25 protein-coding genes are annotated in these 25,290 nt (G+C 29.8%); 21 read left to right on the top strand and 4 right to left on the bottom strand.

What is annotated here, in order from left to right; all coding sequences use genetic code 11:
* Nucleotides 1-84 precede the first annotated feature (84 nt).
* The gene (locus KQI38_RS04930; RefSeq protein ID WP_216556525.1) at nt 85-411 is read left to right on the top strand and encodes a MazG nucleotide pyrophosphohydrolase domain-containing protein; all 327 of its coding nucleotides are present in this window, start codon (nt 85-87) and stop codon (nt 409-411) included.
* Nucleotides 412-543: 132 nt separating this feature from the next.
* On the opposite strand, the gene KQI38_RS04925 is transcribed toward KQI38_RS04930, so the two are convergent.
* Both KQI38_RS04925 and KQI38_RS04920 read right to left on the bottom strand, forming a co-directional pair.
* Complete coding sequence (locus KQI38_RS04925) at nt 544-804, bottom strand: transposase (RefSeq protein ID WP_216556524.1); 261 nt, start codon at nt 802-804, stop codon at nt 544-546.
* A gap of 199 nt (nt 805-1,003) precedes the next feature.
* Nucleotides 1,004-1,705: an IS110 family transposase gene (locus KQI38_RS04920; RefSeq protein WP_216556522.1), complete on the bottom strand. Its 702-nt coding sequence runs from the start codon at nt 1,703-1,705 to the stop codon at nt 1,004-1,006.
* Nucleotides 1,706-1,929: 224 nt separating this feature from the next.
* On the opposite strand from KQI38_RS04920, the gene KQI38_RS04915 reads away from it, so the two are divergent.
* The 11 genes from KQI38_RS04915 (at nt 1,930) to KQI38_RS04865 (ending at nt 13,752) form a co-directional block, all read left to right on the top strand.
* Nucleotides 1,930-2,721 (top strand): class I SAM-dependent methyltransferase, encoded by a 792-nt coding sequence (locus KQI38_RS04915; protein WP_216556521.1) that lies wholly within the window; start codon nt 1,930-1,932, stop codon nt 2,719-2,721.
* A 171-nt stretch (nt 2,722-2,892) separates the two neighbouring features.
* The gene (locus tag KQI38_RS04910; RefSeq protein ID WP_216556518.1) at nt 2,893-3,660 is read left to right on the top strand and encodes an aminoglycoside adenylyltransferase domain-containing protein; all 768 of its coding nucleotides are present in this window, start codon (nt 2,893-2,895) and stop codon (nt 3,658-3,660) included.
* Nucleotides 3,661-4,415: 755 nt separating this feature from the next.
* Complete coding sequence (locus KQI38_RS04905) at nt 4,416-5,369, top strand: aminoglycoside phosphotransferase family protein (RefSeq protein WP_216556516.1); 954 nt, start codon at nt 4,416-4,418, stop codon at nt 5,367-5,369.
* A 13-nt stretch (nt 5,370-5,382) separates the two neighbouring features.
* Nucleotides 5,383-5,580, top strand: coding sequence for a hypothetical protein (locus KQI38_RS04900; protein ID WP_216556513.1), 198 nt, complete (start codon nt 5,383-5,385; stop codon nt 5,578-5,580).
* A gap of 17 nt (nt 5,581-5,597) precedes the next feature.
* On the top strand, nt 5,598-6,404 hold the full coding sequence (locus KQI38_RS04895; RefSeq protein WP_216556511.1) for an alpha/beta fold hydrolase: 807 nt from the start codon (nt 5,598-5,600) through the stop codon (nt 6,402-6,404).
* 166 nt (nt 6,405-6,570) lie between these two features.
* The gene (locus tag KQI38_RS04890) at nt 6,571-6,921 is read left to right on the top strand and encodes a DUF2200 domain-containing protein (RefSeq protein ID WP_216556509.1); all 351 of its coding nucleotides are present in this window, start codon (nt 6,571-6,573) and stop codon (nt 6,919-6,921) included.
* 390 nt (nt 6,922-7,311) lie between these two features.
* A complete protein-coding gene (locus KQI38_RS04885; RefSeq protein WP_216556507.1) occupies nt 7,312-8,388 on the top strand; it encodes a metallophosphoesterase in 1,077 nt (358 codons plus the stop codon).
* Nucleotides 8,389-8,413: 25 nt separating this feature from the next.
* Nucleotides 8,414-9,181 carry a nitroreductase family protein gene (locus KQI38_RS04880; RefSeq protein WP_216556505.1) on the top strand — a complete coding sequence of 256 codons (768 nt, stop codon included), beginning with the start codon at nt 8,414-8,416 and terminating at the stop codon, nt 9,179-9,181.
* A gap of 40 nt (nt 9,182-9,221) precedes the next feature.
* A complete protein-coding gene (locus KQI38_RS04875) occupies nt 9,222-10,082 on the top strand; it encodes a damage-control phosphatase ARMT1 family protein (RefSeq protein ID WP_216556503.1) in 861 nt (286 codons plus the stop codon).
* A gap of 236 nt (nt 10,083-10,318) precedes the next feature.
* Nucleotides 10,319-12,556: an RNA polymerase recycling motor HelD gene (helD, locus tag KQI38_RS22250; protein WP_216556500.1), complete on the top strand. Its 2,238-nt coding sequence runs from the start codon at nt 10,319-10,321 to the stop codon at nt 12,554-12,556.
* A 614-nt stretch (nt 12,557-13,170) separates the two neighbouring features.
* On the top strand, nt 13,171-13,752 hold the full coding sequence (locus KQI38_RS04865) for a GNAT family N-acetyltransferase (RefSeq protein WP_216556498.1): 582 nt from the start codon (nt 13,171-13,173) through the stop codon (nt 13,750-13,752).
* A 71-nt stretch (nt 13,753-13,823) separates the two neighbouring features.
* Here the strand turns inward: KQI38_RS04865 and KQI38_RS04860 are convergent, their stop codons facing one another.
* Nucleotides 13,824-14,723 (bottom strand): AraC family transcriptional regulator, encoded by a 900-nt coding sequence (locus KQI38_RS04860; RefSeq protein WP_216556496.1) that lies wholly within the window; start codon nt 14,721-14,723, stop codon nt 13,824-13,826.
* Nucleotides 14,724-14,975: 252 nt separating this feature from the next.
* On the opposite strand from KQI38_RS04860, the gene KQI38_RS04855 reads away from it, so the two are divergent.
* The 3 genes from KQI38_RS04855 to KQI38_RS04845 are packed head-to-tail and all read left to right on the top strand — an operon-like array spanning nt 14,976 to nt 17,960.
* Nucleotides 14,976-16,370 (top strand): serpin family protein, encoded by a 1,395-nt coding sequence (locus KQI38_RS04855; RefSeq protein ID WP_216556494.1) that lies wholly within the window; start codon nt 14,976-14,978, stop codon nt 16,368-16,370.
* Between the two features lie 43 nt (nt 16,371-16,413).
* Nucleotides 16,414-17,214: a helix-turn-helix domain-containing protein gene (locus tag KQI38_RS04850; RefSeq protein ID WP_216556492.1), complete on the top strand. Its 801-nt coding sequence runs from the start codon at nt 16,414-16,416 to the stop codon at nt 17,212-17,214.
* A gap of 41 nt (nt 17,215-17,255) precedes the next feature.
* Nucleotides 17,256-17,960, top strand: a complete 705-nt coding sequence (locus KQI38_RS04845) for a transglutaminase-like domain-containing protein (RefSeq protein WP_216556490.1) — start codon at nt 17,256-17,258, stop codon at nt 17,958-17,960.
* Nucleotides 17,961-18,061: 101 nt separating this feature from the next.
* Here KQI38_RS04845 and KQI38_RS04840 read toward each other — a convergent pair whose 3' ends face one another.
* Nucleotides 18,062-18,817, bottom strand: a complete 756-nt coding sequence (locus KQI38_RS04840; RefSeq protein WP_216556488.1) for a class I SAM-dependent methyltransferase — start codon at nt 18,815-18,817, stop codon at nt 18,062-18,064.
* 1,208 nt (nt 18,818-20,025) lie between these two features.
* Between KQI38_RS04840 and KQI38_RS04835 the strand changes: the two genes are divergently transcribed.
* The 6 genes from KQI38_RS04835 (at nt 20,026) to KQI38_RS04810 (ending at nt 25,074) form a co-directional block, all read left to right on the top strand.
* Nucleotides 20,026-20,889: an AraC family transcriptional regulator gene (locus tag KQI38_RS04835; protein ID WP_216556486.1), complete on the top strand. Its 864-nt coding sequence runs from the start codon at nt 20,026-20,028 to the stop codon at nt 20,887-20,889.
* 3 nt (nt 20,890-20,892) lie between these two features.
* Nucleotides 20,893-21,357: a hypothetical protein gene (locus tag KQI38_RS04830; protein ID WP_216556484.1), complete on the top strand. Its 465-nt coding sequence runs from the start codon at nt 20,893-20,895 to the stop codon at nt 21,355-21,357.
* A gap of 373 nt (nt 21,358-21,730) precedes the next feature.
* Nucleotides 21,731-22,483, top strand: a complete 753-nt coding sequence (locus KQI38_RS04825) for a GNAT family N-acetyltransferase (protein ID WP_216556482.1) — start codon at nt 21,731-21,733, stop codon at nt 22,481-22,483.
* Nucleotides 22,484-22,759: 276 nt separating this feature from the next.
* Complete coding sequence (locus tag KQI38_RS04820; RefSeq protein WP_216556480.1) at nt 22,760-23,251, top strand: QueT transporter family protein; 492 nt, start codon at nt 22,760-22,762, stop codon at nt 23,249-23,251.
* Between the two features lie 26 nt (nt 23,252-23,277).
* Nucleotides 23,278-23,775: a preQ(1) synthase gene (queF, locus tag KQI38_RS04815; RefSeq protein WP_216556478.1), complete on the top strand. Its 498-nt coding sequence runs from the start codon at nt 23,278-23,280 to the stop codon at nt 23,773-23,775.
* A 183-nt stretch (nt 23,776-23,958) separates the two neighbouring features.
* On the top strand, nt 23,959-25,074 hold the full coding sequence (locus tag KQI38_RS04810) for a class I SAM-dependent methyltransferase (RefSeq protein ID WP_216556476.1): 1,116 nt from the start codon (nt 23,959-23,961) through the stop codon (nt 25,072-25,074).
* The last annotated feature ends 216 nt before the right edge of the window (nt 25,075-25,290 follow it).

Below are 25,290 nucleotides of genomic sequence, written 5' to 3'. Positions count from 1 at the left end.
TATAGTATACATAAGTAGAAAATTGCGACACAAAGGTTACTTGTTCAACGCCTAATAAATAGTAATTTTATGGAGGAATATGATATGGATGTTTTTGGGCTAAATGAGATGCAAAAAATTCAAAGGCAATTACAGGAAAAGTATAAGGATAAATGGGGTATATTGTCACCAGATAAAGGTCGTAATCAATTATTATGGATGATGATTGAGGCAGGTGAAGTTGCGGATATAATCAAGAAAAAAGGTGATAATCAGATTGTGGATAATGAAGAGACAAGGAAGCATTTTGTAGAGGAATTATGCGATGTTCTAATGTACTTTAATGACATAATGCTTTGTTATTCTATTTCACCTGAAGAATTAAAGAAAGTATATTTAGAAAAACATTGCAAAAATATGGAGCGTTGGTAAATTCCAATTTATTAAGGAGACCAACTATGAATTGTCAAGCAAAAATTCTTGACAATATGTAATTAAATAATTCTCCTAAAATAGGCGCACTCAAATAAACCTATCAGATATAGGATTTAAAATAAGGTGATTTTAGTCTAAATTGAAAGCAACATTATCTTTTAGTATTTTAAAAATTACACGAACCAATTTATGAGCAACATGACCAAGAGCTGCATAATGGTTGTTACCTTGGGATTTTTTAAGCATAAAATAGTCATTGAATGTTTTGTTATTTAAGGAAACATTCCAAGCAGCATTTATTAATGCATAACGCAGTAACTTTGAACCACGCTTTGACATTCTGGTGGTCTTAGCATTAAATTCACCAGATTGGTTAACAGTAGGATCCAAGCCGGCATATGCTAAAAGCTTTGAAGGATTGGAAAATCTAGGATATCACCGATTTCACCAAGAATCATAGCACCGTTAAGAAATCCAATACCAGGAACAGTCAAGATTACAGAATCCAATTCAATCATAATCGATTTAATGGATTCATCTAGTTCATTAATTTGCTTTTCCAATAACTCAATTTGAGAGATGGTTTGGGTTATTTGAATAAATAAATAGGCATCACCAGTGCTACAGATGATTTAGCCAGACCTTTTAAAGCAATAGCTTCTTCTTTACCAAAACGGCTGTGGGAAGCCTTTTTAAGAAGATTACCTAAATAAGTAAGGTGTAAGGCAGCTATATCATTTGGATTGGAATGTCTTTTAAGTAGCTCATAACAAGTGTTGATGTGAATGCCAGATTTAAAAAAGTATTGTAGTTCTGGAAAGATAATATCAACATACGATACGAGTTGAATCTTAAGTCTTGCTTTAGACTTTTTAGTTTTTTCTCTAAAACGACAAAGGCTTTTTAGACGAATTGAATCAATGTCAGCCTTGGTAAAAATCCTATGGTTGTTTAAAATCATTGATTTAATAATTAAGATGGTATCAACCTTATCAGTCTTAGTTTTACGAATATTTGACTTTCTTAAAGTAGCAGTTTGGATAGGGTTGATAACAGCAATATGATAACCCATATTGTAAAGATAACAAATAAGGTTTTCTCCATAATGAGAAGTTGATTCAAGTCCAATTAGAAAATTTTCCTGATCAAGGATCTTGAGTTTGGACACTAACAAAGAGAAACCTTCCGAATCATTAGTAAAACCAAAAGGTTGAATTAAGACTTCACCATCAGCAGTCATAGCAGCGGCAAAGTGTTTTTGTTTGGCAATATCAATGCCAACATAAATCATAGAACCACGTCCTTAATAATAATTTGACGACTGTTTTGATCCACCTAGTCTTATTCTCATAGCCTTGCGGGAGATAAAAGTTTAAAACTTATCCAACTATAAATGATTTAAATAAGACAGTGGTAATACACTCCTTAGAATAGTCAAGCTATAGGGTTAAATAAAAAGTCCACAGTGTCTAATTCCATTATAATGGATAAATAATAATAAAAAGAAAGGAGAGTATGATTTTAGTCACTGACTATATCATACAAGGTTATATGATAGGTTATAGTGAACAAAATAAAAAGGCTTGGGAATATAGTGCATATGATTTTTGGGTAAATACTTCGGGAAAACCATCTGATAGAGCTAGGAAAGATTTAGAAAATCCGATGAAAATGTTAAAAAGATATGTGCGCTATTTTGATACGTATGAAGGTGTTAAAATTGCTAATATTTGCGGTTCATGTGGTAAAAAAGCAATTCCATTAGCAATTTTAGGTTCAGAAGTTACAATCTTTGATATTTCAGAGGATAATAAAAGGTATGCACTTGAAGTTGCAGATGAAGCTAATGTTGATGTTGATTTTGTAGTTGGTGATGTACTGGAAATTGACATGAACAAATATGAAGAATATTTTGATGTGGTTTTTATGGAAGGAGGCGTTCTACATTATTTTCATGATATTGATCAATTTATGAAAATAATGTATCAGCTTTTAAAGCCAAATGGAAGAATGATTTGCAGTGATTTTCATCCATTTCAAAAGGTATCAGATATTCTAGAGTTAGAACAACCAACAATGAGTTATTTTTCAACAGATGTATTTGAAGGTAAAATGGCTCATGCAAGATTTTTTCCCGATGAGATTCGCAGACATATGCCTTTATGTAGTTATAGGAAATATACCATTAGCGAAATCATTAATGCAGTTATTGAAAATGGATTTATTCTTAATAGATTTGATGAACATCCATCTTGGACAAATGAAAATGTACCAGGAGAGTTCACAATTATAGCAAAGAAGAAGTAGTTAATTTTATTTATATAGTTAAGTAAAACAAACATTGCATCAAGTTAAGTTGACTCGCATTCTATAAATTTTACGGCTTAATGCTATCGTGGGTATTGGAAAATATCTATAATCTAAATTTAAATTTATGATAAGTCTTTTGAGGATAATGCAATATAAGGGGGAATATTTATGGAAAAGAGTATTAACATAATGGTAGAATCTATAGTTCACATTTTATCTAATAATAATCCATCCATCTATTTATATGGGTCCATACTATTTAATGATTTTAAATTAGGGTGGAGTGATATTGATATTTTATGTCTAGTTGAAAAACAAATTTCTGCAGAACAAGCAAACGAATTATTAAATTTACGCCAAGCTCTTTTAGTAAAGGAACCACAAAATCCATATTATAGATTGTTTGAAGGTGGCATACTAACATTAGATAAATTTTTAGGTAAGAAAGATGACAAAGTTGTTTATTGGGGAACAAGTGGTCAAAGGATAACAGAACAATATTACTTAGATGTTTTTTCTACCATTGAACTGTTAGATAATGGGAAGTTAATTTACGGATTAGATATCAGAGACTTAGTTGATTATCCAGAGAAGGAAGAAGTTATATCAGCAATCAAAGGTCATTATAATACAATAAGAACTTATGCTGTAAAAACAGACCAAAGCTTATATTCAGCAGGCTGGATGTTAGATATAGCTAGATGTTTATATACATTAGAAACTGGGAAGATTATTGGGAAAACATCAGCTGGCGAGTGGGCTTTAGAAAATAATTTATGTTCAGATTCTAGTGTTTTAGAAAAAGTTATAGAAATAAGAAAAGAACCCTTACATTTTAAAAATGATGAATCTACTAAACAATGGTTAGAAACCCTTGGTCCATCTATTCAATGTTTTGCAGATGTATTAGAAAAAGGTATTAAAATTTATAGCTAGAAAACTAATGTCTTGAATAAATTAATTATAAAATTAACATATAATTTTTATAAAATAAAAGTTATATTAAATTATCTTTAAGTTTAAAATTTTTTGAGCAAGTACGTCAATATTACAATTATCGGATGGTTAAACATTAGTGCATGAAATGATGATATAATAATAGATGTTGATGAGAAGTTACGATACCATATAATGCTTTAAGTATTTATTTTGGTGGCGGTGGTGGTTGGTGGTAATAAATATCTTTAAACATTATAAATAATTATCTTGCTATATTAGGTAAGGTTTATTAAGGTGTCTTTTAACTAGGATGCCTTATTTTTATGCAAAAAAATAAGGTGTGTATCATAAAAAATTGAGTTTGGAGACATGGAATCATATCTATGCATAAATGAATCCTGAGAGACTAATAAGAGTAGAAAAGAAATTTTAATAAAGATAATGGAGGCTGAAAGAATGAAAGCTATACGACTGAAATAGATGTTCAAGCCAGACGTAGAATATAGATACGAAAGGAATTGGAAAGCAATGATTCGGTAAGTGTATCATAAGAGATGGTAAAGAATACATTAAGGAACTTCTGCAAGCTACTAGAAATTACTGTTCCAAAAGGATATAGTTGAAAACTACATTTAATTATTAGGTGTAGTTTTCTAAATTATGATATAATTGCCGTATATCAGTAGACTAGTTATGACGAACTAGTAAACAATGTTGAAGTAATGATTATTTATATTAGGTGAGGTGATTACATGTCACAAAATAACTATAGATTATTTGATTTTGAATCTGTAGACACAGAAAGCATTCATGCTATTTTTTCTAAATATAATAACCGACTTCTAATTCAAAATATAGTCCCAATTATAGCTGGAATGAGTACAAGCAATTATATAATTGAAGCTAGAAACAAAAAGTATTTACTTAAAGTTTATCCTAAAGATAATGACCATAGCGATATTGAAATAGCAGCCTATAAGTACGCTCACAATATTATTAAAGTTCCCGAGGTACTACATTTTGATAACAGTAAGGCCATAATTGATAATACTTATGCGATTTTTCAATACATTGACGGATTTACATTAAGAGAATATGTGTCCAAAAACAAAGGTTTTTCAAACGATGTTGCCTATAAAGTTGGAAGCATGCTTGCGTTACTACATGGGAAGGAATACACTTGTACGGCATTATTAAATGTTGATTTATGTATTAAGAATCAAATAATACAATTTCAAAATCAATATGAATTTTTTCTTGATGGAATGCCAGGAAGACATTTGAATGAAAAAGTAAAGCGAGATTTAGGACATTTCATAGATGCTAATCGCCACTTAATAGAGCGAATATCTGAAAAAAATGTATTCTGTCATGGGGATTTTATCCCCTCCAATATTCTTATAGATGTATATGAATCACCATGGTTTATTGATTTTGAATATTGTTTTTCCGTGCCGTGTTATTATGATATTGGGAAACTTTTTAGAAGTAGAGAGAATTATTCTCAATATATAGATGATAAAATAAAAAGTAATTTTGCTAAGGGCTATAACGCTATGAGCCAAAGGACATTACCTGATGATTGGTATAAACTATCAAAAATAGCAGATATAGCAGTAATGTTGGCATTGATAAACAAGGAAAATATTCCACGTGATTGGATTGAAGGAATTGAAGAAGAAATCATCGAGACAATGAATTTATAGTGATGTAAGCCTCATGGAATGTGCTGAAATACCAGAATCAAAGTGGGAAAAGGAAAGGGTTTTAAATATTATAAAGTGGGTTCTAGAGGGGCTTAATGAAAAATTTATTAAAGAAGCAGATCAATATACTAATATCAATGATATTAAGGACTGTTATATGGAAGAACTTAGGAAGTATGTTGAAATCCTAAGAAAGGGATTATATTATTAAATGAGGGGGATATTATAATGTTTTATGGAGCAGAAGAGGGGAAGGTAAAGGTCGGTAGAACGGATATGGATTATATCGCATTTGGTAGGGGACAAAAATCTTTTATTATTATACCAGGATTAGGAGATGGATTAAAAACTGTCAAAGGAACAAAAATATTGCTTGCAATGATGTATAAACTATTTGCTAAGGAATATAAAGTATATGTTTTTAGTAGAAAGAATCATATTGAAGAAGGATATTCAACTAGAGATATGGCAGAAGATCAAAAGATTGCCATGAAGAACCTAGGCATAAAAAATGCTTATATAATGGGTATTTCACAAGGAGGGATGATATCTCAATACTTTGCTATTGATTACCCTGAAATGGTAGATAAACTCGTTATAGGGGTATCTGTTTCGAAGCAAAATGATATTATGCAGAAAGCTATAAAAAATTGGATAACATTGGCTGAGAATAATGATTATAGAAATCTAATTATAGATACTATGGAAAAAACCTTTACAGAGGATAAACTTAAGAAATATAGGGCTTTTTATCCCATTGTCACAAAATTTGGGAAACCAAAAAATTTTAACAGATTCATTGTTCAGGCCAATGCGTGTCTTCATCATAATGCTTATGATGAATTAGATAAAATCAAATGCTCTACTTTAGTAATAGGCGGTGATAGCGATAAAGTTGTAGGAGAAAATGCAAGCAAGGAAATGGCTGAGAGAATAGATAAAAGCAGACTGATTTTGTATAAAGGTCTTGGACATGGGGCATATGAAGAGGCTAAGGACTTTAATCAGCAAGTACTAAAATTTCTCATATCTTAGAAATATCCCTTAAATAATTTTTGCGAGTCAAACTGATACGGTTTCTCTTACAGAAACCATTAAAACAGAATAAGTTGATTTATGGGTAAAAAACAAAGGCGGCTTTTCTTTAACTTGATTATTCTTCATGATATAATAAAGAAAATCGTGCAAGGGAGGACGTATCATGACCAAACATAATATATATACAATGAGTGTAGCAAGGGTCTATCCCCTTTATGTTACTAAGGCAGAGAAAAAAGGACGTACGAAAACAGAAGTTGATGAAATCATTCGTTGGTTGACAGGATATAGCCAGAAAGAGTTGGAAATGCAACTGGAAAAACAGATAGACCTTGAGACATTCTTTGCGGAAGCACCCCAACTGAATCCTTCCCGGGCTTTAATCAAAGGTGTGGTCTGCGGTATCCGAGTGGAAGATATCCAAGAGCCAACTATGCAGGAAATTCGCTATTTAGATAAACTGATTGATGAATTAGCAAAGGGAAAAGCAATGGATAAGATTTTGCGAAAATAATTAAAACTGATATTGCAAATTAAATAGGAGCTCCAATCTCACTCCAATGAAATCTCGAAGCATGAGCTGTGTGTATCATTTTTATATTATCTTCTCTAATCCTATCAGTTGTATCAATTAAATCCCATGTATTATTAAAATTATTGATTGCTTGTTTTTTATGCCATTCCTGTAGATTTAGCTTAATTTCATCTATCTTATTCCTCTTAAATATATGCTATCTTAAATATAGCATAGAGAATTTTGCTGTTCAATAAAAATTATTATTCTAAGTTACTTTAGATAAGGTATAATCATTATTAAATAGGTTTTTTAGCATTAATCCTATTAATATAGTAAGTTAAAGTAATATAAAATGATAAAAATACTTGAATGTTAGGAGATGGCTAAATGAAAGCTAAAGTCGAAAAGGTTACTCTTTATAAAAATAGGAGAATTATCGTCATAAGTGATATACATGGGAAGCTAAAGCTCTTTAAAAAGCTATTAGAGAAAGTTAATTATACAAAAGATGATGTTTTGATTTTGGTTGGAGATTTAATTGAAAAAGGTGAAAATAGTTTAGAAACTTTAAGATATATTATTCAGCTATCTAATGAACAAGAAGTTTATGTAGTCACAGGAAACTGTGATGTTTTGTGGGAAGACATAAAGTATGAAGTTGATAATGACAGTCTCCTAAAATATATGTTGTTTAGAAAGAATAGCATATTAAATGAGATGTGTAAGGTTCTTTCTATTGAAGTTAATGAAAAATCAGACATGAGTTTTATTAATGAACAACTAAGGACGAATTTTGTTATGGAGTTAGATTACTTAGAGAAATTACCACATATAATTGAAACAGAGGATTATATATTTGCTCACGCTGGCATTACAACTGAAGATTTAGAAAAGAATGAGATAAATAAGGTCATAAAACGAGATGCCTTTATGAATGAAAAATTGGTTTTTTCAAAATATGTTGTAGTGGGGCATTGGCCAACAGCAAACTATGGAATAGAAAAAGGTTGCTGTAATCTCATTATAAATGAAAAGCAAAAGATTATAAGTATAGATGGCGGAAATGCCATAAAGACAGAGGGTCAGCTAAATGCACTAATTATAGATGGTGATAATATTACTTTTGATTCGGCAGATGATTTATTAAAAGGAGAGATAATAAAAACTCAATATTCAAATAAGAATACTATTCAAATTACGTGGATTGATAATCTAATTGATATACTTAAAGAAGGAGAAGAGTTTAGCCTTTGTAAGCATGTATCTTCAGGTCATAATCTTTTAATTAGGAATGATAAAATTTTTAAAGCTGAAGATGGTATAAGGTGCTATGATTGTACCGATTACTTTATCGATGCAGAAAAAGGCGGTATAGTTTCAATCATAGAAAAGGCTAATGAAATAACTCTAGTAAAAAAGGATGGAGTAATTGGATGGGTGCGAAACGAGAATCTTAAACTTTAAAATGTATAAAGAAGGAGAGATAGGAGTGGATTATAACAATTTTTACGACATAATCTTCAAAAGGAAATCTATTAGGAAATATGACTTATCATCACTTGATAATAATATTCTTCAAGAGCTTTTAGATTATATTAGCGATCTAAAGCCTATGTATGAAAATATAGAAGTTCAAATGAAAATTGTAACAGGAGAAGTAGTTAGAAATTTATTTCCTATTAAAGCACCTTACTATCTCCTAGTATATTCTGAAGAGAAAGAAAAGCATATAACAAATGCAGGATTTATGCTTCAACAAGTGGACTTGTTTTTATCAGCTAATGGAATAGGGAGCTGTTGGGCAGGGTTGACGCAACCTAAGAAGGAAATAGCAAATGAATCTAAATTAAATTATATTATTGCTTTAGCATTTGGGAAACCAGCAGAGAATATACATAGAGATAATCTATCAGAGTTTAAGAGAAAAGCAATTGCAGAAATAAGAAATAATGGAGGAAAAGATGAATTGCTAGAGGCAGTTCGTCTGGCACCATCTGCAGTAAATAGCCAACCTTGGTATTTTAAAGTAGATAAAAATAAGATTCATGCATATTGTGTTAAATCAAATTTAATCAAGGGAATTATATATAATAGGCTGAATCAAATAGACATGGGTATAGGAATTTGCCATTTATGTATAGCAGCTAAGTATTTAGGAGAAGACTATATATTTACTTCTGATAAAGATGCTTTAGATAATCCTCCTAAAGGATATTATTATATAACATCTATAGAAATTTTAGAGAAGGGAATATGAGAAAAAGGTTTACCAAATATCATCGTTAGGAGACAAATATATGAAAATATCACGTGAATGTATTAGCTGTCTTGCTAGACAAGCAGTAGAAATAGCTGAAGAAGCGACGAGTAATATTGCAATGCAAGAAGAAATAATAAAAAGATCTTTAAAAGAATTAGGAGAAATGGATTTCAATGAAACAGCACCTGAAATAGCTTTTAGGATGCATCAACATGCTAAGAATATTACTGGGATTAATGATCCATATAAAAGATTGAAGGAACAATACAATGAAATTGCTAAAGAGATTTATTATAGGATTATTGGAGAAAAATGGTTGGATAAGGCAGAAGATCCCTTCGATATGGCCTGTAGGTTGGCTATTGCAGGAAATATTATAGATTTTTCAGCTGGATTAAAGTTAGAGCCTTCAGATATTGTTAAATCTGTTGAGGATAGCATTAAACATAGTATATTTGGTACGGGAACAGCAGCTCTTCGAGAAGCCGTAAAAAAGGCAGATAATATTATGTATATTGCTGATAACTCCGGTGAAATCATATTTGATAAATTTCTATTAGAGAGACTTCCAACAAGCAAAGTTACTTATGTGGTGAAAGGAGGTCCAATAGTTAATGATGCGACTATGGATGATGCAATAAGCACAGGCGTTGTAGATATGGTAAATGTTATTGACAATGGTCATTCTGCACAAGGAACGATTTTAAAAGATTGCTCAGGTACATTTAAAAGGGAATTTAGTAAGGCAGATCTTATTATAAGTAAAGGACAAGCAAATTTTGAAACATTGAGTGATATTAAAGATAAGAATATATTCTATCTATTGAGAGCAAAATGTAGTTCAGTTGCTTCTGCCATTGGGTGTAAACGAATGGATTATGTTCTTACAAATTATTAGAATAAAGAATATTATTATCCTTTATAGAAATGGATAGTACATAAGAAAAAGACATTTGCTTAGCAACAAATGTCTTTTTTATTGACATAACAAAACAAAAGTGATAACATAAACCTATATTGGCACTCTTAAATAAATATTTACTTATATCCAATTATATTATATATCTTTTTAAAAGCAATGTCAATAGGTTTTTTAAAAATTTATTAAATTATCTATTATAAGGAGGTTATACTGTGAATAGAGATGATTTTGAATGGAAGATTGAAGAGGAATGGTTGAAGGATGTGCTTGTTGAGATTCATAAACAGTATGATAAAAATAGAGATTTTAAAGAAAAAATTAAAGAGGATGCAATTAGGACGCAAAAGGAGCTATGGGATGAAATAGGCTCAGTTTCTATAGCAAATGGATTAGATCAAATTGCAGATTTTATGCAATTTATCAGTTTTATGAAAACACAAAAGATAAGCCATGAATCAACCAGAAGGCTTCAAGAGAAATACGAAAGAATGCTTTCTTCACCCTATTTTGGAAGAATTGATTTTATTGAAAAGGAAGACAGCAAAGCAGAGAAGTGTTATATTGGAATTTCAAATCTTATCAATGATAATATTGATTTCCTTATATATGATTGGAGAGCACCTCTTTCTAGTATGTTTTATGATTGTGAAATCGGAGAAGCTGGTTATACATGCCCTGAAGGAATTATAGAAGGGGAGCTTACTCTGAAAAGACAATATAAAATCAATAACGGAAAAATTGAATACATGTTTGACAGTAATCTCAAAATAGACGATGAGATACTTCAGAATATATTGAGTAAGAGTACTGATAGTAAGATGAAGACCATAGTGACAACAATTCAAAGAGAACAGAATAGAGTAATCCGTGATGAAGAATATAAAATTCTCATTGTTCAAGGTCCTGCGGGGAGTGGGAAAACCTCCATTGCTCTTCATAGAATTGCGTATTTATTATATAGATATAGAGAGAAGATAACCCCTCAAAACATAGTGATTTTCTCACCTAATGAAATCTTTAATGATTATATTTCTAATGTATTGCCAGAGCTTGGAGAAGATAATATGTATCAGACAACATTTAAGGAATATATGCATAAAGCTCTAGGTAATGAATTTTCAAAGGAAGATTATTGCGAAATGATGGAATATATTTTGGATGTAAAGGAGAAGCCAAATTATCAAAATAGAATTGATAATATACGGTATAAATCTACTGTAGAATTTATGAATATATTAAAATATTATGTATCATATATGGAAAAGAAAAATAGAGATTTTAGAGATATATTTTTCAGGGATCAATTGATAGTCTCTGCTGATGCCTTAGAAGAACTTTTTTTCCAAGAGGATATAAAGCTTCCTCTAAAAAGGAGGCTTAAAAAGATAAAGAATAGAATATTTTTTCTTATGGAACCATATAAAAAACATAGATCGGAAGAAATCATGGAGGAATTAAAAGGTACTGGAAATTATATAAATCATGTGGAGCTTTTAAGAGATAGTATAACTTTAGTAAATGAGGAAATGGCGGATATATATAATGAAATCAATAGAATAACTGAGTTAAATTTAGAAAATATCTATAGAGAGTTATTTGAAAATCTAGAATTTTTTTATAGAAGTTTAAATATTGAATATGCTGAGGATAAGATTGAGAAAATCAGAAGATATACATTAGAAAACTTGAATGCTAATAGATTATACTACGAAGATCAGATTATACTTTTATATCTGAAAATTGCATTAGGAGACATTCCTAAAACCTCAGAAATTAAATATGTTATTATTGATGAGGCTCAGGACTATACACCACTTCAGTATGAAATCTTTTATCAGCTTTTTGAGTCTGCAAATATGACTATATTGGGTGATTTAAATCAATCCATTAATCCGTTTATGAATGTAGGAAATTATAATAATATCTCTCATATATTTTCTCAGAGTAATACTTGTATAATGAATTTAACCAAAAGCTATAGGTCCACAAAGGAAATCACTGAATTTTCCAGAAAGCTGCTAAATAATGAAATTATGGACGAAGGCATACAAAGAAGTGGAGAGAGACCTTTATTTCTTGGATTTCCAGATGAAGAGGCCATAAAAGAAAGGATTCTTGAGGATATAAGGACATATAAGGATAAAAGTTATAAATCCATTGGAATAATAACAAGAACTATAAAGGAAACATCTGAGGTATATAATTTTTTAAAAGAGAAGATTCATATTAAAGCCATAAGGAAAGACGATGATGGATATGTTAGTGATACTTTAGTAATACCAGCATATCTTGCTAAGGGATTAGAATTTGATGTTGTGCTTATTTATAATGTAGGAAATGGGAATTACTACTGTGAGGAGGAAAGGCTGCTTCTCTATACTGCCTGTACCAGAGCACTTCATATTTTATGTATATACTATTCTGGAGAGTGTACGCCATTGCTGAATTGAAGATAGCAAATAGATATTGCAAGTATATTGACAAAAAGGTAATTGTAAGTTATGATACCTATGAAATCTTAGTTTAAGGAGGAAAGTAAGCGATGATGATATTAAATTGTTAATATTAATCAAAGATTAATATGTATTTCTTAGAAAGTATTAATTTTGCCTAATCTAGGCTTGTTTGTTATGCTTTTTATGGAATTAATAATTTAGAAGGTCGCTTACTTAACTATAAATAACTATTATAATGAATTAAAATCTTTATATAATATAATGTATTGTCTTTGATTCTAAAGCTATACATTTATCCTTATAGGATTTTAATATAATATTTTATGCTTGATATTAGGCTATAAGTAGATTATTTCTTCTTATGGCTTTTTTGTTGCTAAAAATTAAATATTACGAATAAGGTAACCTAATATCTAAATTTCCATATAGCATATCAAATGAATATAAAAAGACTGGTGGTGATTATATGATCCCCGTATTTTGATGTATACAAAATAATTAAATTGAAGGAAAAGGATATTATTACATTATTAATAGAGTATATGGCGAATTAAAACAGTGCAACTAAAATTCTGTGTCTTGAGTACGATAAAGGGAGAGATATTTATATGAGAGAGATAGTATATGATAATTATTATTGGCAAAATGATTTGATCAGATTAAGAGCTTGGAGTGCAGATGATTGGAATTGGGATTATTGCACTAATTTTGATAGTGAAACTTTAAGATTAGCAGATTGTGAACTTTCATTGCCACCAACAGTTGTAGCATCACAAAAATTTTCAGAAAGAATTAAAGATTTTTCAACAGCTAATAATAGAACTTATTTTGCTATAGAGACTTTAGATGGTACTCTTGTTGGGAGAATAAATATATTATTAGGTGATGAACAACATGGAACTTTTGAAGTTGCAACAAAGATTGATAAGGAGTATAGAGGAAAAGGTTATGGCACTGCTGCGATGAGAATAATGCTTAAGTATGCTTTTATGGAAAAAAGGTTAAATAAATATTGTGCAAGTATTTTAGAAGGTAATTTAGAATCTATTGCCATGCATGAAAAGCTTGGATGTGAACAAGAGGGTGTGTGTAAGCAAAATATTTATACAAATGGAAGATACCATGATGAAATTCTATTTGGATTAACAAAGGAAGATTATTTAAAAAAGATTAATTCTTGTAGAAAATAATATTTGTGATGAAAAGGTTCTAAAATAAAACTACAGTGAGATTTAAACAGGAAATCTCACTGTAGTTTTATTTATCTCCTTTTTATTGGAATATAAATATCCATACAGATTTTTTCATATTCCCAAGAATGGCAACGCTCATCATAGAATTCAAAATCTAGCTTTGAGTCATCAATTTCATAGCCAGAATTTGGGAACCATTCTTCAAGTATATATTTCCAGGTGCCTTTGATTGAATTTACAAAGCTATCATCATTTGAATCTACAGCAGGAGTTGTGAAAACAGCATAGGTTGCGGCTGGTACTTCAAGTGTACACATTTCATTAGTTGCATGATTAAAGTTAGTGACTTCTATGCCTAGTACATAAGAAAATTCATCGGTTTCCATATTGGTATTTACACAAATTCCGTATTCTCCGTGTCTAGGAGGGTTTTGTGTTCTATATAAATGTGCTTCCTTACCTTCTATATTACATTGATCCCAAAAGGCAGGAATATCTCTGGAATGAGCATTATTTCTTAGGGTTGTTTTAAACTCATATCCTACTATTTTAAAAGAATCTCTATTTATTATTTTAGGTTGCATTATGATACCTCCAATTTTATTTATTTTAATTTTCTTTAAATCTACTTTTTGCGGAAAACCTATTGGTGCATGTATTCTATAAAAACTTGGTGTATATCCAAAACATTTCTTAAAAGCCTTTGTAAATCCTGCATGGGTTTCAAAGCCTAAATCCAAGGCGATATCAAATACCTTTTTATTATTACTAAGTTCAGAAAGAGCATATTGAAGCTTTCGCCTTGTTACATATTCCATAACAGGAATCCCAACAAAACTATGGAATACCCTATAATAATGATAGGTAGAGAAGCCTGCAATTTCTGCCAGCTTATTAACTGTTATTTTTTCATTAATGTTGTTGTCAATATAATCTATGGTATTTTGGATTAAATCTACATAGTCCAAGAGGATCCCTCCTTTAAAAAGTTAATTTTCGTACGATAATTATATGTTAGCATATTTACCGATAAAATCCTTTTCCTACTTTGCTAGGATAGTGAATAATTAAGATAAATGATAGTATCTGACTTTTAGTTAGATTTTATCTAGGATAGAAGCTTTTATTATTGTACTTGACAATCTGTCATGTGAAAATTAAACTGACTATAAAGAAGTTATTCAGTGATAAAAATATAATGAATAAAGGGGAGGTAGATTATGTTTAGAAAATTACATAAAGAAGCCAATAATTATATGGAAAGTGATAAACCCCTAAAAGAATCAACTGTAAATAAGCCACTAAATATAAAAGGATCTAAAAAGGTTTTTAAAATTGCTGCAATAATCGTAGTTATAGGGATAATTCTATCTAAATTTCTCTTAAGAGGTAATAGAATAAATATTAATACCATAGCAAAACCAATATATCCAAAAAAAATTGGATTTGAAGATTTTGATGAACAAGTAAAAAGGAGAGAAGATATAGACAAGAACTTTCTAAAAGAACTTGGTAAGTTTTCAATTAAATCATCCTCATTAGTACTGAGTAGGACAGATAAGGATATAAATAGCCTATACTCTCCAATAAGCTTATATATGGCTTTATCTATGGCTGCTGAAACAGCCAATGGAGAGACTCAAGAAGAGATTTTACGAGTGTTGAACATGGATAGTATTGATATGGTAAGAAGTGAAACTGGTAAATTATTTAGAAAACTTTATTATCATAATGAAATAGGCAAATTAAGTCTTGGCAATTCTTTATGGTTAAATAAGGATGTGAGGTTTAACATTAATACACTAGATTTATTGGCAAAAGATTACTATGCTAGCTCTTTTAGTCTTGATTTTAATGATAATGAAAGTTCTAAAAAGATTAGTAAATGGGTATCAAATCAAATAGGTGGAAAACTTGAAAATCGTTATGATGACTTTTCTTTAAATCAAGATGATGTTATGGCATTAGTAAGCACCATATATTTTTATGATGAGTGGATAGATCGATTTAATATTAATGATACAAAAGAAGATGAATTTTACCTTGAAGATGGAAATATAGTTAAATCTGACTTTATGAATATGAAATACGGAAGTCATAGTTTTGTAGGAGTTGATGGTTATACTGTTTCTCATCTTAATTTAAAGAACAACGGCAGAATGATATTTATTTTACCTGATGAGGGATTATCTCCATTTGATATCATATCAGACCCGCAGTTATTAGATGAAGCTATTAACTCATTATCAACAGATAAGAGGAAGATGGGAGAGGTTATATTTAAAATTCCTAAATTTAAGTTTTCATCGAAGCTTAAATTAAAAGATATTTGTGAAGAATTGGGAATAAAAGAGATTTTTCAAGAGACTTCTGATTTTACTTCTCTTTCTGATACCAAACCGTTATTTATTTCAGATATCACTCAAAGTTCAACTATATCTATTGATGAAAAGGGCGTAGAGGCAACAGCCTATACAAAAATAGACTATACTGGAGCAGCACAACCAAATGGAAGAGCTGAAATGATATTAAATAGGCCCTTCATATTTGCAATAACAGGTGTAGAAGGCTCACCTTTATTTATCGGAATTATAAACAACCCAAATATAGAGTAAGATTTATTTAGTTATAATATGTTTTTTGAGAGGAGTATATTTAATGGTGATTAATAAATTAAATTCAATCAAAATAGTAAATAATCAATTAATTCTATTTCACTCTGACAATCACATTGCTTTTATTACAGATAAGGTAGATACTTCTTATCATAGCCATAATTATATCCAGATAACTATTGGACTTGAACAAGATTTCTACATTACTACAGAAGAAGATTCTTTTTATACAAAAGGAATTATTTTAGATTCTAATATTGATCACAAGTTACACGGATATAATGAGTGGCAATTGTACCTATTAATTAACCCAGAATCTATATTTGGAGAGTCAATAAAAAGAAAATTCTTACATGAAAAAGAAGTATATTTAGTAGGTGAGGAAGAAATAAATGATATTGTTAAACTTGATATTCAATCAACCTCAGAGAAATCTGGTTTGATTGAATATAATGAGTTTATAAAAAAGTTTAGAGAAATTCTAGGATTGTCAAATTTTTATTTGGATCATACAATAGATAGTCGTATACAGGAGATTTTAACATATATAGAAACTTATCCATTAGATAGATTATCAGTTAAAGAATTAAGCAATGTAATTTTTTTATCAGAAAGTAGATTATCTCATTTGTTTAAAGAGGAAATAGGTATATCCTTAACTAGTTATATTCTCCATAAAAAAGTAGAAAGAGCTTTTTACCTAATACTCAATGGAATGAGTATTACTGATGCAGCAATAGAAGCTGGATTTAGTAGTTCTTCCCATTTTACTAATAGTGTTCGTGATAAATTAGGAATGAGTCCAAGAATAATAATAAAAAATAGCAGATATATGCAAGTATAATTATGAAAAACACCTTATAATAAAATAAAAAAGGTGATTATATGGATATATATTTAAAACAAACAAAATTACTAGATTTTAATATACCATCTATTCAAAACTTAATTGCAGAGAAAGGGTGGGAGCAACTAGAAGAAAAAGAGAAGATAGCGGCGGTTTATAGCTTCGTAAGAAATGAAATTAAGTTTGGTTATAATAGAAGTGATGATATACCTGCATCGGAAGTTCTAAGGGATGGATATGGACAATGTAATACAAAAAGTATACTTCTAATGGCTTTATTAAGAGCTTTAAATATTCCGTGCAGAATTCATGGTTTCTATATTGATAAAAAAATGCAGAAAGGAGCATTAACAGGAATTACCTATTTATTTGCTCCTAATAAAATAGTTCATGCTTGGTCTGAAGTATATTTTAATGATGAATGGGTAGCTTTAGAAGGTGTAATCATTGATGAAGAATATCTTAATCAAGTAAAAGATAAGCTTTATAATTTTAATAATGGATATATAGGTTATGGGATTTCTGTAGAGGATAAAGAAAAAATAAATATCTGCTGGCAGGGGAAAAGCACATATATTCAAAGTTTTTCTATTACAGATGATTTAGGAATTTTTAATAGTCCAGATGATTTCTTTCTTAAATATAATAATACAAGCAGCAAATTAAAAAGATTTTTATTTGATGTTTTAAGAAGAAGAATTAATAAGAAATTAGACTTAATCAGAGGCGGCATTTGTAACTAAACTAGAATCAAGAGATTTCTACTAATATATTTCTAAAAACATATAAATGGATAATATCTTAACTGTAAAAGTTATATATTATCCATTTTTCAGACATTGCCTTATTTACGATAGGCTTCAAAAGTAATGACCTGATTATTATCTGTAGGATAGATACCAAATTTATAATCAGAAGAAATAGTAATATCACTAAATCCAATCTTCTCTAAAATCAGTCTAAACTCTTCTACTCCATACCATTTTAATGGAAAACGCTCTAATTCAGTTTGTATCAATTGACTCTTATGCCATTTTTCATATCGGAAATGAGAAACTGTATATTGGTTAATAAAATTAACTTCTACAAGTGACTCGTTTAAGGTGATTAAATCCCCATTAGGAGTTCCCCAGGTTCTCGTTGAAGTATGTCCAATATTAAAATCTGATTGCATAAATATATCAACAATAAGGCGTCCACCTATGGAAAGATGTTCATAGAAGCACTTTAATCCATTAATGGCATCTATTGAATTTTCAAGTAATAGAAAAGAACCTGTAGGAATAATAATTGCTTCATATTTATGGGGCAGAGAAAAAGATTGCATGTTTTCCTCATAGAGATCAGGCCTAAGATTTCTTTCTTCACAATGAAGTTTACATAAATTTAGCATCTCAGGAGAAGAATCTATACCATCTACAATAAATCCTTTCTCTAGTAAGGGTATTAAGATACGACCTGTTCCTACTGCTGGTTCAAGAATCCTTCCTTTGATACCCTTAAGTCTTTCCATATAAAATTCCACATCTCCAAATGAATGTCCAATAGGTTTATCTATATTGTATACCTCTGTAGAAAGCTTACTATAAAAACTAAACATATTATTTTGCCTCCTTATGATTGTTATAAAGAAATGCTTTATTTTAATTTAAGCATATAGTAGAAATATCTTCTTTTTAGATAATATCCTTTAAATTAATAATACCATTTAAGAGAATTATTTTCTTATCCTATCTTGCTAATTAAAAAAATTAAAGCAAAATCTCTTATTAGAGGGGATAAATACTTATTATATTATTGATTTGGCTGAATAGTCATATTAGTATTAAGTTATTAAATTTAAAGGAGCATCATATTTTGATGCAAAGTTTATAGAACAAAATAATAATAAGCAGAGAGGATTAATATTCAAGTTGTCAAAAGCTATAGCTTTAAATTGAATATAGAGAATTTATAGTATAAGTATATTGACGAAGAAATGATTTTAAGCTATCATAATTATGAAATATTAATTTAAGGAGGAAAGTACGTAATGATATTAAATTGTTAATATTAATTAAAGATTAATATGTATTTCTTGGAAAGCATGGATTTTGCATTATTTAGGCTTAATTGTTATGCTTTTAATGGAATTAACAATTTAGAAGGTCATTTACTTAACTATAAATAATTATTATAATGAATTAAAATCGTTGTATAGCATAATGTATTGTTTTGATTTTAAAGCTATATATTTATCCTTGCATGGTTTTAATGTAATATTTTATGATTGATATTAGGCTATAAGTAGATTATTTCTTCTTATGGTTTTTTTGTTGTTAAATACTAGATATTATGAATAAGGTAACTTACTAGCTAAATTTTCATATAGCATATCAAATAAATGTAAAAGGATATTATTAATAGGGGATATGTACAATTAAAGTACAGATAAAATTCTGTGTCTTGAATATAGTCAAAGGAGGAATATCTATTATGAGAGGTATAATAGATGATAATTATTATTGGCAAAATGATTTAGTGAGATTAAGAGCTTGGAGTACAGACGATTGGAAATGAGATTATTACAATAATTTTGATAGTAAATCCTTAATGCTAGCGGATTGTGAAATTTCATTATCACCAACGGTTGCAGCTTGTGTATATATACTGTCTATGCTTGTTATTCTTCTTTAAAATACCCAATATCCTTATGAGGACATGTCATTTAAAAAAATAAAGTTACTATCCAGCCAGTACATAAAATGAGATGAAAACATACTTGATAAATGATAAGATATGAATATCTCTAAGGAAAGGACCAGTAATATGGAATGGAATGAAAAACTACAAAAAATTATTGATTATGTGGAAAATCATTTACAAAGAAAAGAGGAACCTATTGACGCTGAAAAAATCATTGAAATTGCAGGTTGTTCCTATAATTTTTTCCAAAAAGTATTTTCATATATGAATGGAATAAGTTTGGCTGAATATATTCGATTCAGGAAATTGACTTTAGCTGGATATGATCTTAAAAGCACTGATATTAAAGTTATTGATTTAAGTTATAAATACGGGTACGATTCCCCTACATCATTTACGAAAGCATTTCAACAATTTCATGGTGTTTCTCCAAAAGAAGCACGAAATGCAACAGTTGAATTACAAGTTTTTCCTAAAATGCAGGTTTCAAAAAAGCAGAGATATTCGTGGAGGATCGAACACAAATCATCATTGAGGCTAATAGGAAAAAGTATTAGGATTTCATGTGAAGATGGAATACATTATATAAAGATACCTGAGTTTTGGAATGAATGTCAAAGAAATGGTATTTTTTCTAAACTAATTTTCATGGATACAGGTATACCTAATGGAATATTTGGTTTGTTTGGAAACTATGATGAAATAACTAAGGAAATTGAATATGCAATCATGGTAAATTCAAACTTTAAGATACCAGAGGAATTTCAGGAAATCATTATTCCAGAAGCTACATGGGCTATTTTTGATTGTAAAGGTGCTGTTCCACAGGCAATTCAAAATGGATGGAAATACCTTAACGAAGAATGGCTAATAAAATATCCATTTAGGCACGCCCTATGTCCAGAGTTGGAATGGTATAGTGCAGGTAATTCTTATGATAAAGACTATTTAAGTCAAATATGGATACCGATTATTGAGGAGGAATAGAGAATGGTACATTTAGTTTATTGTGATAATGTTGGAAAAAAGGGCGAAAGGATTCTCGATAAGATTTTGGTAGGAACAAAAACTATGGTTGTCCGAGGTGCAGCAGGTAGAAAAATACCACACAGCAGAGTATTTGCAGGAGAAACCCTTTATTTTATGGAAAAAGGAACTGCTAAGATTACTGCTAAAGGCATTGTAAAGAATGTAGAAAATTATATTAAATTATCAGATGAGGAAATTTTAAAAATTTTAGGAGAAAATCAATCTAAGTTAAATTTATCTGAGAAACAAAAAAGTCGTTGGCATAAAAAATGTTTATGTTTGGTTGAATTTGAAAATGTTCAGGAAATTGCTGCTTTAGATTTTGACCACCAAGGAAATATGGATGATTGGTTGATTATCGAAAAAATTGAAGATGTTGTAGTTGGTACAAGTATTCCATACAATTATGATAAATCAAAATTTTAGGTGATAATATATGGCAATATGGAACTCAGGGCGTGGCATAGTATCGGCTACAAATATTGTTATATCCATAAAGATGATTCTAAAAAATAAATAGATAAGATAGTCTTAGTTAGATGGATAAAGTCTATGCTCACGTAGAAATGAAAAAGTTTAATGTTTTTAGGAATAACCTTTTAACTAAAACTACGAGAAATAGCTGAATAAAGCTATCTTCATTTTAACCTTCTTTATAATAATTACGGTGAGCCTTATCATAAATGATGCAGACTTTACTTAAAAGTATTGATTGATATGTAAAGTAATAGTAAAATTTAAAAGACTTTAAAGTATATTGATGTGGAAAATGATGATTAGAGATTGGAAGTGTGAAAATATGTATACAAAAACTAAAATACTTAGCATAGCAAAAAGACAATTGGCCCTTGATTATAATTGTCAACTCTCAGACTTTGAAAAAGAAGGAAATACAATTACTGAAAATAAGCTTCTAGAGGGTAGACGTATCTATGAAAGTGATGGATGTTTCCTAAAGATAATTAGTATAGGGGGAAGGGCAATAATCTGTGCTGATGAAAAAATAAGACCTTGGCTTGAAGAAAAGATTCTAAAGCGAGATGCTAACTGGTTGTTTGACTATGATAAACTTAGGGCTATAGATAATAAATTAAGAGAATTTGGTCATGAAATTGATCAGATGCCCCACTTTTATCTACCTAATCCTGTTACTTGTGATATAAAGCCCATTGCTCCAATAAAATGGTTTGAAAAGCAAGAGATATTACAATTTGGGGATGATAGCAGGTTTGATGAAGCTTTTGTTTTTAGTGAGAATTATCCAGATGTTCTTGGAGTTGCCGCTTTTGATGGTGATATTATAATGGGTATGGCAGGAGCTAGTGAAGATAGTAAAACCTTATATCAAATTGGCATTAATGTGTTGCCTAAATATAGGGGAAAAGGTATTGGTATAAATCTAGTTGCATTACTAAAACAGGAACTCTTAAAGCGTGGGAAGGTACCTTTTTATGGAACCGCAGTGTCTCATATAATCTCTAAAAATATTGCTATAAGTGCTGGATTTTTTCCTGCATGGGCAGAAGTATATTCAAAAAAATTAGAGGATTAAGTAAGATAGATTTAAAATATATCCAAATTTAATTTATTTGACATATTTATTAGTAGCTATTATACTATATTGAGAAAAAACTAAATAAGACAGTTCGAAACCATCCTGTCTATAAATAAAACTAAGGGTCTGTAAATAAGAATATTCTATTTTTATAAGGCACTTTGTGCCTTTTTTTATTTGTATAAAATATATTAATAATTTCTTAGTCTATTGTTTAAGGGATATGAAGAACCTTTCTTATTTAGAATTTACTAAAATTAAGGAGTGATAAGAATGAATATCAAATCGTCAGCAATAGGGGAAGAAACTATGGCTAAGAAGGCAGCTATATCAGGGGTTACAGTAGGGCTTTATGTTGTATTGATGTATTTAACCCAAGGGTTTGCCTTTGGACAATATCAGATAAGAATAGCAACATCATTTTACGCTTTAAGCGGAATCTACCCATTTCTAGTACTTCCATTAGCGGTAGGGAATATGGTAAGTAATATACTTATGGGGGGACTAGGGATTTTTGATGCATTAGGAGGTTTAATAGTAGGGTTCGTTACCTCAGGGGCAATTTATTTGATAAAGAAATTTAAGTTAAATGATTGGTTTATGGCCATTCCAATAATCTTTGGCCCAGGATTAATAGTTCCTATATGGCTTTCGTTTATACTAAATATACCTTATAAGGTGTTGGCAGCCAGTCTATGTATTGGACAAATTATTCCAGGAATATCGGGAGTTATTCTTGTTAAACAATTAAGAAACAGAATATAAACTTAATAGAAATGGAGGATATAAATATGTCTGGAAGAAAAGAACACGAATTAGAAGGAATAACATTATTAGGAAATCAAGGGACAAACTATAATTATAATTACAATCCATCTGTTTTAGAAACATTTGAGAACAAACATAAGGAAAATGATTATTTTGTAAAATTTAATTGTCCGGAATTTACAAGTCTTTGTCCTAAAACAGGGCAGCCTGATTTTGCATCAGTGTATATATCTTATGTTCCGGAAAAGCTTATGGTGGAGAGCAAGTCTTTAAAGCTTTATCTTTTTAGCTTTAGAAATCACGGAGATTTTCATGAAGACTGCATGAACATAATAATGAAAGATTTAATAAGCCTTTTAGATCCAAAGTATATCGAAGTGTGGGGAAAGTTTACTCCAAGGGGGGGAATTTCTATTGATCCATACTGTAATTATGGTAAGGAAGGAACAAAGTGGAGAGATGTAGCTGAAAAGAGATTATTTTACCATGATATGAATCCGGAGAATATCAATAATAGATAAAATTACTAATTGAAATAAAAGGAAAACTTTACATTAAGCAGTTACTATAGGATAATATCATCCAACAGCATAGAGTAAAGATTGTTTTTTCAACTAATATGAGAATTAATTCGCATATCACGTTATTGGTTTGATTGGATGGTTATGTTAGCATTAAGTTATTAAACTCAAGGGGGTCATTATATGACAACAGTTAAACTTAAGATTGCACAATTGAGAAAAGATAAGGGAATAGGACAACAGGAGCTAGCAGATGTATTAGGAGTATCTTTTCAGTCAGTTAGTAAATGGGAGACTGGTATAACAATGCCTGATATAACCTTGCTACCAAGTATAGCTGAGTATTTTGACGTTTCTGTAGATGAATTATTAGGTTTAAAACCATTACGCCAGCAAGCATATGTGCCAAGAGATACAGATAACCGAGATAATTGGAATGGAAAGACTGACAAACTTTATAAAAATAGAAAATATTTTTGGAATGATGACTATCTAAGATTTCTTGTAAAAGATGTTTGGCATATAGAATCTCCAAAGGATATTATTGAATTTAGATGTGGAGATGGTTACTTAGGAATGAAATTACTTGAGATTTTACCTAAGGGAAGTACTTATACAGGGGTTGATAATGAATATTTCATTAATAAAGCTAAATTAAATTTTAATAATACTAAATTTGATGTAAGGTTCATTCCATCAGATATATATTCTCTGGAGACAAATAAAAGATATGATATGGCTATTTGCCAAGCTGGATTACGTCATATGAATAAACCTATGGGAGTATTAAGAAAAATGGTGGGTTCAGTTAAGGAAGAAGGCTTTGTCGTCTGTGTAGATGTTAATAGAGAATTTGAAAATGACGGATTATATATTGATGATATTAGTTATGATTATCTATGTACAGCATTTGATTTTCATAAAGTATGGAAGAAAGAATTAGAGTATGAAGGCAGAGACTATGCAATTGGAATGAGGCTGCCATTTTATATGCAAGAATTAGGTTTATATGATATTGACATTCGTATGAATGATAGGGTAATGTATGTAAATTCTGAAATGGAAGATTATGAAGAAAAAGTGCAAGATTTTATTGAAATCAACGGATTGGATGAATCTTTTGATATTGGCAGTCAAGAAAATACTATTGAACTATTCATGAATCGAGGAATTGATAGAGCTGAGGCAGAGAATTATATAAAAATGAAAGATAAGATAGCAGAATATTTTAGAAATCCTGAGAATAAAAAATCATTTTTAAAAGTACAAGGACTATTAATTACCTATGGGAGAAAATAAGTATAATATGTAGATGGACAATTGCTAGTAATAGTATTTTTTATAGAGACTACTATTTAAGTAATAGCGAGATAAAATATTTTAATATCAGACCATTAGTATATCTAAATTATATATGGTGGCTTACAGTATACGAGGTCCTACTTTTCCTTGATTTATAAGGAGATGTAGGACTTCTCTTTGTATTTGCTAATTATGACATCAAAGCTTTAAATT

Origin of the sequence: Tissierella carlieri, from assembly GCF_018917285.1 — a bacterium.
Taxonomy (GTDB): domain Bacteria; phylum Bacillota; class Clostridia; order Tissierellales; family Tissierellaceae; genus Tissierella; species Tissierella carlieri.
The sequence above is the reverse complement of the archived record's forward strand: the minus strand, read 5'-3'. Positions and strand labels throughout refer to the sequence as shown.

Excerpts from the sequence above, each read along its gene's own strand:
- KQI38_RS04930 (WP_216556525.1), top strand. The coding sequence starts at position 85 with ATGGATGTTTTTGGGCTAAATGAGATGCAAAAAATTCAAAGGCAATTA.
- KQI38_RS04825 (WP_216556482.1), top strand. The coding sequence starts at position 21,731 with ATGTATACAAAAACTAAAATACTTAGCATAGCAAAAAGACAATTGGCC.
- KQI38_RS04905 (WP_216556516.1), top strand. The coding sequence starts at position 4,416 with ATGTCACAAAATAACTATAGATTATTTGATTTTGAATCTGTAGACACA.
- KQI38_RS04875 (WP_216556503.1), top strand. The coding sequence starts at position 9,222 with ATGAAAATATCACGTGAATGTATTAGCTGTCTTGCTAGACAAGCAGTA.
- KQI38_RS04845 (WP_216556490.1), top strand. The coding sequence starts at position 17,256 with ATGGATATATATTTAAAACAAACAAAATTACTAGATTTTAATATACCA.
- KQI38_RS04850 (WP_216556492.1), top strand. The coding sequence starts at position 16,414 with ATGGTGATTAATAAATTAAATTCAATCAAAATAGTAAATAATCAATTA.
- KQI38_RS04840 (WP_216556488.1), bottom strand. The coding sequence starts at position 18,817 with ATGTTTAGTTTTTATAGTAAGCTTTCTACAGAGGTATACAATATAGAT.
- KQI38_RS04855 (WP_216556494.1), top strand. The coding sequence starts at position 14,976 with ATGTTTAGAAAATTACATAAAGAAGCCAATAATTATATGGAAAGTGAT.
- KQI38_RS04900 (WP_216556513.1), top strand. The coding sequence starts at position 5,383 with ATGGAATGTGCTGAAATACCAGAATCAAAGTGGGAAAAGGAAAGGGTT.
- KQI38_RS04895 (WP_216556511.1), top strand. The coding sequence starts at position 5,598 with ATGTTTTATGGAGCAGAAGAGGGGAAGGTAAAGGTCGGTAGAACGGAT.
- KQI38_RS04890 (WP_216556509.1), top strand. The coding sequence starts at position 6,571 with ATGACCAAACATAATATATATACAATGAGTGTAGCAAGGGTCTATCCC.
- KQI38_RS04910 (WP_216556518.1), top strand. The coding sequence starts at position 2,893 with ATGGAAAAGAGTATTAACATAATGGTAGAATCTATAGTTCACATTTTA.
- KQI38_RS04810 (WP_216556476.1), top strand. The coding sequence starts at position 23,959 with ATGACAACAGTTAAACTTAAGATTGCACAATTGAGAAAAGATAAGGGA.
- queF (WP_216556478.1), top strand. The coding sequence starts at position 23,278 with ATGTCTGGAAGAAAAGAACACGAATTAGAAGGAATAACATTATTAGGA.
- KQI38_RS04835 (WP_216556486.1), top strand. The coding sequence starts at position 20,026 with ATGGAATGGAATGAAAAACTACAAAAAATTATTGATTATGTGGAAAAT.
- KQI38_RS04820 (WP_216556480.1), top strand. The coding sequence starts at position 22,760 with ATGAATATCAAATCGTCAGCAATAGGGGAAGAAACTATGGCTAAGAAG.
- KQI38_RS04920 (WP_216556522.1), bottom strand. The coding sequence starts at position 1,705 with ATGATTTATGTTGGCATTGATATTGCCAAACAAAAACACTTTGCCGCT.
- KQI38_RS04915 (WP_216556521.1), top strand. The coding sequence starts at position 1,930 with ATGATTTTAGTCACTGACTATATCATACAAGGTTATATGATAGGTTAT.
- KQI38_RS04830 (WP_216556484.1), top strand. The coding sequence starts at position 20,893 with ATGGTACATTTAGTTTATTGTGATAATGTTGGAAAAAAGGGCGAAAGG.
- KQI38_RS04885 (WP_216556507.1), top strand. The coding sequence starts at position 7,312 with ATGAAAGCTAAAGTCGAAAAGGTTACTCTTTATAAAAATAGGAGAATT.
- KQI38_RS04865 (WP_216556498.1), top strand. The coding sequence starts at position 13,171 with ATGAGAGAGATAGTATATGATAATTATTATTGGCAAAATGATTTGATC.